General features: G+C 75.1%; 10 protein-coding genes. 3 read left to right on the top strand and 7 right to left on the bottom strand.

Annotated features, from left to right (window positions below; genetic code table 11):
• The first annotated feature begins 23 nt into the window (after positions 1-23).
• The 3 genes from JAO84_RS20925 to JAO84_RS20915 all read left to right on the top strand — a co-directional run bounded on the left by JAO84_RS20925 (position 24) and on the right by JAO84_RS20915 (position 3,834).
• Positions 24-1,289, top strand: coding sequence for a hypothetical protein (locus JAO84_RS20925; RefSeq protein WP_370416824.1), 1,266 nt, complete (start codon positions 24-26; stop codon positions 1,287-1,289).
• Between the two features lie 65 nt (positions 1,290-1,354).
• Complete coding sequence (locus tag JAO84_RS20920) at positions 1,355-2,584, top strand: AAA family ATPase (protein ID WP_370414253.1); 1,230 nt, start codon at positions 1,355-1,357, stop codon at positions 2,582-2,584.
• Positions 2,581-3,834 carry a VWA-like domain-containing protein gene (locus JAO84_RS20915; protein WP_370414252.1) on the top strand — a complete coding sequence of 418 codons (1,254 nt, stop codon included), beginning with the start codon at positions 2,581-2,583 and terminating at the stop codon, positions 3,832-3,834. Before JAO84_RS20920 ends, JAO84_RS20915 begins: the two co-directional genes overlap by 4 nt.
• Here the strand turns inward: JAO84_RS20915 and JAO84_RS20910 are convergent.
• The 7 genes from JAO84_RS20910 to JAO84_RS20880 form a co-directional block, all read right to left on the bottom strand.
• The gene (locus JAO84_RS20910; protein WP_370414251.1) at positions 3,827-4,294 is read right to left on the bottom strand and encodes a hypothetical protein; all 468 of its coding nucleotides are present in this window, start codon (positions 4,292-4,294) and stop codon (positions 3,827-3,829) included. The two genes, JAO84_RS20915 and JAO84_RS20910, sit on opposite strands and share 8 nt — an antisense overlap.
• A gap of 92 nt (positions 4,295-4,386) precedes the next feature.
• Complete coding sequence (locus JAO84_RS20905) at positions 4,387-5,526, bottom strand: acyl-CoA dehydrogenase family protein (RefSeq protein ID WP_370414250.1); 1,140 nt, start codon at positions 5,524-5,526, stop codon at positions 4,387-4,389.
• Positions 5,523-7,451 (bottom strand): biotin carboxylase N-terminal domain-containing protein, encoded by a 1,929-nt coding sequence (locus tag JAO84_RS20900; protein ID WP_370416823.1) that lies wholly within the window; start codon positions 7,449-7,451, stop codon positions 5,523-5,525. The genes JAO84_RS20905 and JAO84_RS20900 overlap by 4 nt, the downstream gene beginning before the upstream one ends.
• Before the next feature lie 20 nt (positions 7,452-7,471).
• Positions 7,472-9,082, bottom strand: a complete 1,611-nt coding sequence (locus JAO84_RS20895) for an acyl-CoA carboxylase subunit beta (RefSeq protein WP_370414249.1) — start codon at positions 9,080-9,082, stop codon at positions 7,472-7,474.
• Complete coding sequence (locus JAO84_RS20890) at positions 9,079-10,791, bottom strand: acyclic terpene utilization AtuA family protein (RefSeq protein ID WP_370414248.1); 1,713 nt, start codon at positions 10,789-10,791, stop codon at positions 9,079-9,081. The genes JAO84_RS20895 and JAO84_RS20890 overlap by 4 nt, the downstream gene beginning before the upstream one ends.
• Complete coding sequence (locus tag JAO84_RS20885; RefSeq protein WP_370414247.1) at positions 10,788-11,579, bottom strand: TIGR03084 family metal-binding protein; 792 nt, start codon at positions 11,577-11,579, stop codon at positions 10,788-10,790. Before JAO84_RS20885 ends, JAO84_RS20890 begins: the two co-directional genes overlap by 4 nt.
• 196 nt (positions 11,580-11,775) lie before the next feature.
• Positions 11,776-12,366, bottom strand: a complete 591-nt coding sequence (locus tag JAO84_RS20880) for a DUF664 domain-containing protein (protein WP_370414246.1) — start codon at positions 12,364-12,366, stop codon at positions 11,776-11,778.
• Positions 12,367-12,431 lie beyond the last annotated feature (65 nt).

Genomic DNA, 12,431 nt, shown 5'->3' with positions numbered 1-12,431 from the left:
GCGCTTTCGCCGTGCCGGCCGCCATGATCGAGGCCGCCACCGCCCGCCGCCTGCGCGGCGACTGGGCCGGGGCGTGCGCCGCCGCGGGCTTCGACGTCGACCTGGACCTCAAGCTGCTCGTACGGACCCGAGGCCGCGAACTGGCCGCCCGCGTACGGGCGGACCTGCGGCACCTGGCGCCGGACCTGCTGCGCTGGCATCTGCCCCGGGTCGCGCCCGACGGACTCCTTCGGCCCGGCCTCACGATCGCGCTCGCGCGGTACGACGACTCCACGAGCGACCGGCCTCCCCTGCACCTCGTGGTGCGCACCCCGCCCGCCTGGGCCGGGGGCGGGCAGCGCGTCTCGCTCGCCCTGTGGGACGGGGTGGATCCGACCTGGGACGACCCGGCCGTCCACCCCGCCGCACATCCGCATCCCCGGCCCAGCCGGCGCTTCCGGCTCGACCTGCACCGGCATCTGTGGGACGCCCGCCGGGCCGGTGAGCTGCGGGAACGCTCCGGGGCCGGGCTCGGCCCGGACCTGCCGCCGCTGCCCGAGGCCGAGCGCTGGGCGGCCGAGGCCCGGATCCTGCTCGCCGCCGAGGGGCGGACGGCCGGCGCCGTGGCCGTACGGGCCGGGGAGCGGCGACTGGTCCTCGACGTCGGCGGTTCCGACTCCGTACGGGCCGACGGCGGCTCCGGCGGCGCTTCGGGTACGCGGCTTCCACTGCTGCCCGACGCGGCGACCTGGCTGCCGCCCGACCTGGAGCTGCTGCGCGCCGGGGCGGTCGAGCCCGGGCGGCTGCACCCGCTGGTCGCCGCCGCGCTCGCGCCGGGGGCCGCCCCCGCCGTACGGGTCCCGGACGACCCGGGCGCGCCGCGCATCGTGGAGTGCCGGGGCGCCCGGCACCGGATCGCCCTGGTCGACGGCGTCCTCGCGCCGCTCGACCACGATCCGGCGCAACTACGGCGCGAGGAACTGCTCGTCGCGCTGTCCGGCACCCCGCTGCCCTGTCTGCGGGCCATCGACGAGGCGCACCGGCGCCCGGACTGCCTGGACGGGGTCCGGGACCGGATCGTCCACGGCGACGTGGCCGGGGCCCTGGCCGTCGTCGAGGGGCTGCTCGGTCCGGCGGCGGTGCTGCGGGACGGGCCGCTGCGCGGCGCGCTGCACAGCGCGAAGACGCAGCGGCTCTCGTACGGCCTCTACCGGGCGGGGCTCGCCGGACCGCCGCCGCCCCGCTTCCTCCACGAGTTCCGGCTGGACGGCAACCCGCACACACGCTCGCGCCGCCGCCACGCGTTCTAGGCCCGAGCCGGCCTGAGCCGGACCCGCGCCCTCCCCTTCCCTCCTCACACACCACGGTGACCCTTATGACCATATTTGCTACGCCCTCCGCCGAGCTGGACATCGCCGCCGACCTCCTCACCCTCCTCCGCACCACCGACACCGAACCCCGCCCCAACCCCCAGCTGGAGGCCGTGACCCTCGCCGTCGCCGCCGACCTGCCCGTACTGCTGTGGGGCGAGCCCGGCATCGGCAAGACCGCCGCGCTGCACCAGCTGGCCGAGTCGCTCGACCTGCCGCTCACCACCGTGATCGCCAGCGTGCACGAGCCGTCCGACTTCTCCGGCCTGCCGATCGTCGGCGACGACCCGGCCGAGCAGGGCGTGCCGCTCGCGCCGCCGGACTGGGCGGTGCGCCTTGTCCGGGCCGGGCGGGGGCTGCTGTTCCTGGACGAGCTGTCCACGGCCACGCCCGCCGTGCAGGCGGCGCTCCTCAGGCTCGTCCTGGAGCGGCGCATCGGCTCGCTCCAACTGCCGCCCGGGGTACGGATCGTGGCCGCCGCCAATCCGCGCGCCTCGGCGGCGGACGGGTGGGAGCTGAGCGCGCCGCTCGCCAACCGTTTCGTGCATCTGCAGTGGACCCATGATCCCGAGGTGGTGGTACGGGGCCTCGGCGGCACCTGGCCGCGCGCCACGCTGCCCCGGCTCGACCCCGAACTGCTGCCCGGCGCCGTCGACTTCGCCCGGCGGGCGGTGACCGGGCTGCTCACCGCCCGGCCCACCCTCGTCCACCGGCTGCCGGGCAGCGAGACCCGCAAGGGCGGTGCGTGGCCGTCGCCGCGCAGCTGGGACATGACGCTGTCCCTGATCGCCTTCGCGACGGCCGCCGGGGCGACCCGGGACGTGCTCGCGCAGCTGGTGCGGGGCACCGTCGGCGACGGGCCCGGGCTCGAACTCCTCGCCTGGATCGACCGGATGGACCTGCCGGACCCGGAGGTGCTGCTCGCCGACCCGGCGGGCGCGGAGCTCCCGGAGCGCGGAGACCGGCGGCAGGCCGCCCTGGAGGGCGTGGTCGCCGCGGTCAACGCCCGCCCGGACCGGGCACGTTGGGACGCGGCCTGGGAGCTGCTCGTACGGGCGGCGGAGACCGGGCCGCCGGACCTGGTGGTGGTGCCGGCCACGACGCTGGCCGCGCTGCGCCGGGAGGAGTGGGAGGTGCCGGTGGCGATCGAGCGGCTCGCGGGCGTGGTGGACGTGTCCCGGCGCGCGGACCGCGTGCCGGCGGGGGCGGGTGCGGGGGCGGGGGCGGGCCGATGAGCGCCTCCACCGAGGCCACGGCCCCGCTCTCCCTCGACCGGGAGAAGCTGTACGCGGCGCGGCTGCGGGCGGTGCGGGCGCGCCCGTATCTGGCGACGGCCCTGTTCGCGCTGCGGGTGGTCGAGTCGCGGCGGGTGCCGACGATGGCGGTCGACCGGTACTGGCGGTGCTACGCCTCGCCGGGCTTCGTGGCGCGCACGTCGGTCGACGAACTGGCCGGGGTGTGGGTGCACGAGGTCGCGCACCTGATCCGCGACCACCACGGACGCGGCGACCGGATCGCCCGCCGGGAGGGCTTCGAGGGGCGGCCTGCGGACCGGCTGCGGCTCAACATCGCCGCCGACTGTGAGATCAACGACGACATCTACGGGGACGGGCTCGACACGCCGGAGGGGATCGTCACGCCGGCGCTCCTGAACGTGCCCAAGGACGAGCTGATGGAGGACTACGTACGGCGGATCCGCCTGGAGTCGCTGCCCGGCGGGCTGCACCTGTGGCTGGACTGCGGCAGCGGCGCCGACGGCCTGGAGCGGGAGTGGGACCTCGGCCCGGACGGCGCGGACGGGCTGAGCGAGCAGGAGCAGGACGCGGTGCGCTTCAAGGTGGCGCAGGGGCTCGCCGGGCCGCCGGGCGAGGCACCGGCGGGGTGGCGACGGTGGGCGGAGGAGGCGTTCCAGCCGCCGCAGCCGTGGCGGGAGTTGCTGGGCTCGGCGATCCGCGCGGCGGTGGGCGGCGCCGGGGCCGGCGACGACCACAGCTACGGGCGGCCCTCGCGCCGCTCGGTCGCCCTGCCCGGCACGATCCTGCCGAGCCTGCGGCGCCAGCCGCCCCGGGTGTCGGTGGTCATCGACACCTCGGGCTCGGTCAGCGACGCGGAGCTCGGCGCCGCGCTCCTGGAGGTGGCCGCGATCTCCCGCGCGGTCGGCGGGCGGCGCGACCTGGTGCGCGTGGTCTCCTGCGACGCCGCCGCCCGCGTCGCCGACCCGCTGTGCGCGGCGGAGGGCATCACCCTGATCGGCGGCGGCGGCACCGACCTCCGCTCCGGCTTCACCACCGCCCTGCGCCGGCGCCCCCGCCCGGACGTCGTGGTCGTCCTCACCGACGGCCAGACCCCCTGGCCCGCCACCGCCCCGCCCTGCCGCACGGTCGTGGGCCTCTTCCCCCGCCCGTACTACCGCCTCCGCCCGGGCGACGACGGCTACGTCCCGGACACCCCACCGGACTGGGCCCGCACCGTCCGCATCAGCTGACCCGGCGGCTGACCGCCGCCTGCCCGCGGTCCAGCCAGCGCACCGGCCAGTGCAGAAGGACAGCCAGACAGAGCAGCCAGCCGAGGGAGTGGACGGCCCAGACGCCGGCGAGGGTGGGGCCGCCCCAGGCCTGGTGGTAGTCGGTGTCCGCGTACCAGAGCGGGTAGCCGAGGTTGCGGACCGTGTTGAAGGCGGCGTACGCGAGGAGGACGAAGGCCGCCAGGTCGAGCGGCAGGCCGAGCACCGTCCGGGCCAGCACCCGCGGGCCGGTCCAGCGCCCGGGTCCGGCGGGCGCGAGGCGGGACCGGAGACGGGCGGCGCGGGTGGGCTGCCCGACGAGGACGAGGACGGTCGCCGCGAGACCGACCGGGAGGGCCAGGAAGGCGCGAGCGGCGGTGCGGAGGTCGCCGGCGGCGGTGGCGGCGACGCGGGTGCGGGTGCGGATCGTGGTGGCGGGCATGGGGGCACCTTCGCGGGCGGACGGCGTCCCCGTCGTCGTACCGGGGAGCCAGATCCCACCTCGTACCGTGGTACCCCCGCTGGGGCCCCCGCTCAGTAGGACTTCGGCAGGCCAAGCGTCTGGTGCGAGACGAAGTTGAGGATCATCTCGCGGCTGACCGGGGCGATCCGGGCCACGCGGGCCGCCGTGATCAGGCGGGCGAGGCCGAACTCGCGGGTCAGGCCGTTGCCGCCGAGGGTGTGGACGGAGGTGTCGACGGCCTTCACGCACGCCTCGGCGGCGGCGTACTTCGCCATGTTCGCCGCCTCGCCCGCGCCCAGGTCGTCGCCCGCGTCGTACAGGGCGGCGGCCTTCCGCATCATCAGGCGGGCGAGTTCGAGTTCGATGTGGGCCTGGGCGAGGGGGTGGGCGATGGCCTGGTGGGCGCCGATCGGGGCCTTCCAGACCTGGCGCTCCTTCGCGTACTTCACGGCCTGCGCGAGCGCGTAGCGGCCCATGCCGATCGCGAAGGCGGCCGTCATGATCCGCTCCGGGTTGAGCCCCGCGAAGAGCTGGAGGAGGCCCGCGTCCTCGTCGCCGACCAAGGCGTCGGCCGGCAGGTGCACGTCGTCGAGGGTGAGCTCGAACTGCTTCTCGTTCGCGTCGAGTTCCATCTCGATGTGGCGCCGTTCGAAGCCCGGCGTGTCGCGCGGCACGATGAAGAGACACGCCTTGAGGTTGCCGGTGCGGGCGTCGGAGGTGCGGCCGACGATCAGGGTCGCGTCGGCGATGTCGACGCCCGACACGAAGACCTTCCGGCCGTTGAGGACCCAGCCGTCCTCGGTCCGGGTCGCGGTCGTCGTGATCCGGTGGGAGTTGGAGCCCGCGTCGGGCTCGGTGATGCCGAAGGCCATGGTGCGGGTGCCGTCCGCGAGACCCGGCAACCAGGCCCGCTTCTGCTCCTCCGTGCCGAAGCGTGCGATGACCGTGCCGCAGATCGCCGGCGACACGACCATCATCAACAGCGGCGCGCCGGCCGCGCCCGCCTCCTCCAGGACGATGGACAGCTCGGTCATGCCGCCGCCCCCGCCGCCGTACTCCTCGGGCAGGTTCACGCCCAGATAGCCGAGCTTGCCGGCCTCGGCCCAGAGTGTGGCGCGGTCGAAGCCGGGGCCGTGGCGGTGGCCGAGGGCGGAGACGGCGGCGCGGAGGGCGGTGTGTTCCGCCGATTCGATGAGGCTGAGGGTGCTCATGGGGTCGGGTCCTCCTGTGCTTCGGTCGGTACGGGGGCGGGCTGTACGACGGCGAGCAGGGCGCCGACCTCTACCTGGCGGCCGGGGGCGGCGTGGAGCGCGGTGAGCGTGCCGGAGGCGGGTGCGACGACCCGGTGCTCCATCTTCATGGCCTCCAGCCAGAGCAGCGGCTGCCCGGCCTCGACCCGGGCGCCTGCTGCCAGGCCCTCGGCGATCCGGACGACGGTGCCGGGCATGGGCGCGAGCAGGGAGCCGGGCGCGCGGCTCTCGGTGGGGTCGGTGAAGCGGGGGCGGGCGGTGAGCCGGTGCGGGCCGACGTGGACGACCCCGCCGGGGTAGCGGGTGACCTCGAAGTCCCGTACGACGGACGCCACTTCGAGCCGTACGCGGTGCGGGGTGGCGGACACGACGGTGACGCCCTCGGGGGCGGTGACCTCGTGGCCACCGGTACGGGTCGGGCGGTACCGGACCTGGTACGCGCCCCCGGCCCCCTCGTACGTCTTCACCTCGTCCTGCGAGCGGACGTTGCGCCAACCTCCCCCGAAGCGGCCCGCGTTGGCGGCCGCCTCCGCGAGCGCCGCCGCCACCGCCGCCTGCTCCACGGAGGCCTCGGCGCGCGGGGCGGCGGTCAGGGCGTCCAGGTGCCGGTCGTAGAAGCCGGTGCCGAGCCTGGCCGGGTCGGCGAAGTCGGGGTGGCGGAGGGAGGCGACGAGCAGGTCGCGGTTGGTGGCGGGGCCGTGGAGCCGGGCCTGTTCCAGGGCGCGGGCGAGCTTGCGGACGGCCTCGGCGCGGGTCGGCGCGTGGGCGACGACCTTGGCGAGCATGGCGTCGTAGTGGACGCCGACCGTGTCGCCGGAGGCGTAACCCGTGTCGACGCGCAGGCCGGGCCCGGCGGGGAACTCGACGGCGTGCAGCACGCCCGTCTGCGGGGTCCAGCCGCCGGCCGGATCCTCGGCGTAGAGCCGGGCCTCGACGGCGTGGCCGCCGCGGGGCGCGGGCGGCTCCGGCGGCAGCGGACGCCCCTCGGCGACGGCGAGCTGGAGGGCGACCAGGTCGAGGCCGTGGACCTCCTCCGTGACCGGGTGCTCGACCTGGAGGCGGGTGTTCATCTCCAGGAAGTGCGCCCGGCCGTCGGCGACCAGGAACTCGACGGTGCCCGCGCCGACGTACCCGACGGCCTTCGCGGCGACCGCCGACCGCGCGTACAGCTCCTCGACCAGCGCGTCCGGGAGCCCGGGCGCCGGGGCCTCCTCGATGACCTTCTGGTGCCGGCGCTGGAGGGAGCAGTCGCGGGTGCCGAGGGTCCAGACGGTGCCGTGGGTGTCGGCGAGGACCTGGACCTCGACGTGCCGACCGTCCTCCACGTACGGCTCGACGAACACCTCGCCGTCCCCGAAGGCGCTCAGCGCCTCCGCCGACGCCGCCTTCAACTCCCCTTCCAGAACGCTCAGTTCGCGTACGATCCGCATGCCTCGGCCGCCGCCGCCGGCCGCCGCCTTCACGAGGACCGGCAGGTCGGCCTCGGTGAGCGCGGCGGCGTCGAGGGGCGCGACGCCGAGGAGCTCCTTGGCCCGCGTCTTGGACGCCATCGCCTCGATCGCGGCCGGCGGCGGCCCGATCCACACCAGGCCCGCCTCGGTCACGGCCCGCGCGAAGTCGGCGTTCTCGGAGAGGAAGCCGTAGCCGGGGTGCACGGCGTCGGCGCCCGCCGCGAGGGCGGCGACCACGATCAGGTCGCCGCGCAGATACGTCTCCGCGGGCGTCGCGCCCGGCAGCCGTACGGCCGCGTCGGCCTCCCGTACGTGCAGGGCGTCGGCGTCCGGGTCGGAGTGGACGGCGACGGTGGCGATGCCCAGGTCGCGGCAGGTGCGGAAGACCCGGCAGGCGATCTCGCCCCGGTTCGCCACGAGGACAGCGGAAATCAGCTCGGTCATCAGCGCAGGCCTCACATTCGGAAGACGCCGAAGCCGCCGCGCGCGCCCTCGACCGGTGCCGTGTGGATCGCGGACAGGCAGAGCCCGAGGACGGTGCGCGTGTCGCGCGGGTCGATGACCCCGTCGTCGTACAGCCGCCCGGAGAGGAACATCGGCAGCGACTCGCTCTCGATCTGTGCCTCGACGAACGCCCGCATCCCGGCGTCCTGCTCCTCGTCGTACGGCTGCCCCTTCGCCTCCGCGCTCGCGCGCGCGACGATCGACAGCACCCCGGCGAGCTGCTGCGGCCCCATGACGGCGGACTTGGCGCTCGGCCAGGCGAAGAGGAAGCGCGGGTCGTACGCCCGGCCGCACATGCCGTAGTGCCCGGCGCCGTACGACGCACCCATGAGCACCGACAGGTGGGGCACCTTCGAGTTCGACACCGCGTTGATCATCATCGCGCCGTGCTTGATGATGCCGCCCTGCTCGTACTCCTTGCCGACCATGTAGCCGGTGGTGTTGTGCAGGAAGAGCAGCGGGATGTCGCGCTGGTTCGCCAACTGGATGAACTGGGCCGCCTTTTGGGACTCGGCGGAGAACAGCACGCCCTGTGCGTTGGCGAGGACGCCGATCGGGTAGCCGTGCAGGCGCGCCCAGCCGGTCACCAGGCTCGTCCCGTACAGCGGCTTGAACTCGTCGAAGTCCGAGCCGTCGACCAGCCGGGCGATCACCTCGCGCGGGTCGAACGGGGTCTTGAGGTCCCCGGGGACGATCCCGAGGAGCTCCTCCGGGTCGTACTTCGGCGGCTCGACCGGCTCCCGGCCCGCCGCCGGATCGGGGTGTGCCTTGCGGTGGTTGAGGCGGGCGACGATCCGGCGGGCCTGGCGCAGTGCGTCGGGCTCGTCGACGGCGTAGTGGTCGGCGAGACCGCTGGTGCGGGCGTGCATCTCGGCGCCGCCGAGGGACTCGTCGTCGCTCTCCTCGCCGGTCGCCATCTTCACCAGCGGCGGGCCGCCGAGGAAGACCTTCGACCGCTCCTTGATCATCACGGTGTGGTCGGACATGCCGGGGACGTAGGCCCCGCCGGCCGTCGAGTTGCCGAAGACGACGGCGATGGTGGGGATGCCGGCGGCGGAGAGCCGGGTGAGGTCGCGGAAGAGCGCCCCGCCGGGGATGAAGATCTCCTTCTGGGAGGGCAGGTCGGCGCCGCCGGACTCGACGAGCGAGATGACGGGGAGGCGGTTGGCGAAGGCGATCTCGTTCGCTCGCAGCGCCTTCTTCAGGGTCCACGGGTTGGAGGCGCCGCCGCGCACGGTCGGGTCGTTGGCGGTGATCAGGCACTCGACGCCCTCGACGACCCCGATGCCGGTCACCAGGGACGCCCCTACGGGGTAGTCGCTGCCCCAGGCGGCGAGCGGCGACAGCTCCAGGAACGGCGAGTCGGGGTCGACGAGCAGCTCGATCCGTTCGCGGGCGAGCAGCTTGCCGCGCTTGTGGTGCCGGGCCGTGTACTTCTCGCCGCCGCCCGCGAGCGCCTTGGCGTGCTCGGCGTCGAGCGCGGCCAGTTTCTCCAGCATGGCGGCGCGGTGGGCCGCGTGGTCGGGTCCGCCGGTGTCGAGGGCGGAGGCGAGCACGGTCACAGCAGTTCCTCCGGGATGTCGAGGTGGCGCGAGCGCAGCCACTCGCCGAGGGCCTTGGCCTGGGGGTCGAAACGGGCCTGGGAGGCAACGCCCTCGCCGAGGATTCCGGCGACGGTGAAGTTGAGCGCGCGGAGGTTGGGCAGCACGTGCCGGGTGACGGTCAAGTCGGCGGTCTCCGGGAGGAGTTCGCGGAACCTGTCGGTGGTGAGCGCGTGCGCGAGCCAGCGCCACTCCACCTCCGTCCGGACCCAGACGCCGACGTTGGCGTCCCCGCCCTTGTCTCCGCTGCGGGCGCCGGCGACGAGGCCGAGCGGCGCGCGCCGGGTGGGCCCATCGGGCGGCGGCTCCGGAAGCTCCGGATCCGGTACGGGTTCCAGGGCCCGGGTCGTCGGCGGTACGGGCACGGGGGCGCGGGTCCCGTCGGGCAGCACCGCCGTGTGCGGGACCTCCCCGACGGGGACGTACGCGCTGTCGAAGACCCCGTAGGGGGCACCCTTGCCCGGCGGGGCGGTCACATGGAAGCCGGGGTAGGAGGCGAGGGCCAGTTCGATCGCCGCCCCTGTCAGGGTGCGGCCGACCTTCTCGGGGTCGGGGTCGCGGACGACGAGCCGGAGCAGGGCGCTGGCGGTCTCCTCGGTGGGCGCGTCGGGGTGGTCGGTGCGGGCGAGGTCCCAGCGGGCCTCGGCGGGCGGGTTCTTGGCCAGGGCGTCGTGGAGCTGCGCCCGCACGAGCTCCGCCTTGGCCTCGATGTCGAGGCCGGTGAGGACGAACACGACCTCGTTGCGGAAGCCGCCGAGCCTGCTGAGCCCCACCTTGAGCGTCGGGGGCGGGGCCTCGCCCCGTACGCCCTCGATCCGCACCCGGTCCGGGCCCTCCTGGGTGAGCCGGACGGTGTCGAGGCGTGCGGTGACGTCGGGGCCCGCGTAGCGGGCGCCGCCCGTCTCGTAGAGGAGCTGGGCGGTGACGGTGCCGGTGTCGACGAGGCCGCCGGTGCCGGGGTGCTTGGTGATGACGGCGCTGCCGTCGGCGTGCAGTTCGGCGAGCGGGAAGCCGGGGCGGCGGAGGAGAGCGGGGTCGTGGCCGTGGAAGAAGGCGTAGTTGCCGCCGGTGGCCTGGGTGCCGCATTCCAGGACGTGGCCGGCGACGACCGCGCCCGCCAGCTTGTCGTACCAGTCGGCGTCCTCCGGGGCCCAGCCGAAGAACCACTGCGCGGGCCCGGTGACGAGCGCCGCGTCCGTGACCCGGCCGGTGACGACCACGTCCGCGGCGGCGGTCAGGCAGGCCGCGATGCCGGCGCCGCCGAGGTAGGCGTTGGCGGCGAGGACGCCGTCCCGGCCGGCCGGTAGCCGGTCCGCCGGCAGCCGGTCGCCCTCGACGTGCGCGATCCGGACCGGCAGGCCAAGCCGGTCGGCCAGGGCGCGCAGGGCGTCGGCGAGTCCGGCGGGGTTGAGGCCGCCCGCGTTGGCGACGATCCGGGTGCCGCGCTCGTGGGCGAGCCCGAGGCCCTCCTCCATCTGGCGCAGGAAGGTCTTGGCGTAACCGGCGGAGGGGTCCTTGAGGAGGTCGCGGCCGAGGATGAGCATGGTCAGCTCGGCGAGGTAGTCCCCGGTGAGGACGTCCAGCTCACCTCCTGTGAGCATCTCCCGCACGGCGTCGAAGCGGTCGCCGTAGAAGCCGGAGGCGTTGCCGATCCGGAGGACGCGCTTCACGCGGCCCCCTTGGGGGCGCGGCCGTCGCCCGCCGGGCCGGCGAAGGCCTGGGCGATGCCGAGCCATTCCTCGGCGTCCGCGCCGACGGCGGTCAGGGCGGTGTCGTCGCGGTGGGCGCGCTGGGTCACGAGCAGGCAGAAGTCGAGGGCGGGCCCGGTGATCTTCTGAGCCGCGTCCTCCGGCCCGTACGTCCACAACTCGCCGCTCGGCGCGGTGAGTTCGACCCGGAAGGGCTCGGCGGGCGGGGTCAGGCCGCGCACGAAGTACGCGTAGTCCCGGGCCCGCAGCCCGATCCAGGCCACGTGCCGCAGCCGCGCGGTCGGCTGCCGTACGACTCCGAGGGCGTCGGCCACGTCCTGGCCGTGCGCCCAGGTCTCCATCAGGCGCGCGGTCGCGAGCGACCCGGCGCTCATGGCCGGCCCGTACCAGGGGAACCGCGTCCCGGGCGGCGCCTCGGCCAGGACCCGGTGCAGCCGCTCGCGGCCCTCGCGCCAGCGGGCGAGCAGGACGGCGGGCGGCTGGGCGGCGCCCTCGTCGGCGCCGTCGTCGACGAAGCGGTCGGGCGCGGCGAGCGCCTTCTCGGTCTCGGCGGCGAAGCCCTCGGGATCGGTCGCGGCGAGCAGCGCGGCGGCGTCGGTCCAGGCGAGGTGGGCGATCTGGTGGGCGACCGTCCAGCGCGGCGCGGGCGTGGGCAGCGCCCACTGCTCGTCGGTCAACTCCCTTACCAGTTCGTCGACTTCCTCGCTCTCGGCGCGCAGGTCGGCGAGGACGGCTGCGGGGTCGGACACGGTGCGCTCCCCTCGGGGGACGGGCGGGTCACGGACGTGCGTGAGGAGCATGGCAGCCGGGCCAGAAACAATCAAGCGTGCTTGCTTTGGATTCTGCGCACGGTTTCGGGCCGCCATGCCGAGAGCCGGGAACGCGAGAAGGGCCGGGGGTTTCCGCCCCCGGCCCTTCTCGCGTGCGCCCCTCAGGGCCTGCCTCCTACTGACCTACCCGCCCGTCGACGCACTCCCGCAGCAGATCCGCGTGCCCGCAGTGGCGGGCGTACTCGTCGATGCGGTGCACCATCAGCTCGCGGATCGCGATCTCGTCGGAGCCGACCCGCTCGCCCAGGTCGGCGTAGGCGGCGAGGGCGGCGTCCGTCGCCGCCTGCTCGCGCTCCAGGTCGCGGAAGGCCTCCGCGACCACGTCCGGATCGGCGACGGCGCCGTGGAAGTCGGCGTCCCGCGCCCCGTACAGCTTGGGCTGCCGCTTGTCGTCGCCGAGCCAGCCGCGCCAGTCCCGCTCGACCTCGGCGAGGTGCCGTACGAGACCGAGGAGCGACATGGTGGACGGCGGGACGGAACGGCGGGCGAGCTGTTCGGCGTCCAGGCCCTCGCACTTCATGCGGAGGGTGAGGCGGTAGTCGTGGAGGAAGTCCTGCAGGGTCGCGAGCTCTCCGTCGGGCCCGGGGCCCTGCTTGTCGCGGGGGTCGTCGTCGGGGTCGACCCACATGTCGGGGTAGACGGTGGCCGTCGTCCAGCGCTCAGGGGTCTCGCGGGTCTCGGGGGATTCGAATTCGCGTGCGGTCATGTCTGCATCGTGGTACGCAACGGGCCGCGCCCGCCACCGAGTTGTTGTCGGTGACGGGCGCGGGC

Source organism: Streptomyces fradiae, assembly GCF_041270065.1.
GTDB lineage: Bacteria > Actinomycetota > Actinomycetes > Streptomycetales > Streptomycetaceae > Streptomyces.
Note: the sequence above shows the minus strand (reverse complement) of the source record. Positions and strands in the feature narration are given on the sequence as shown.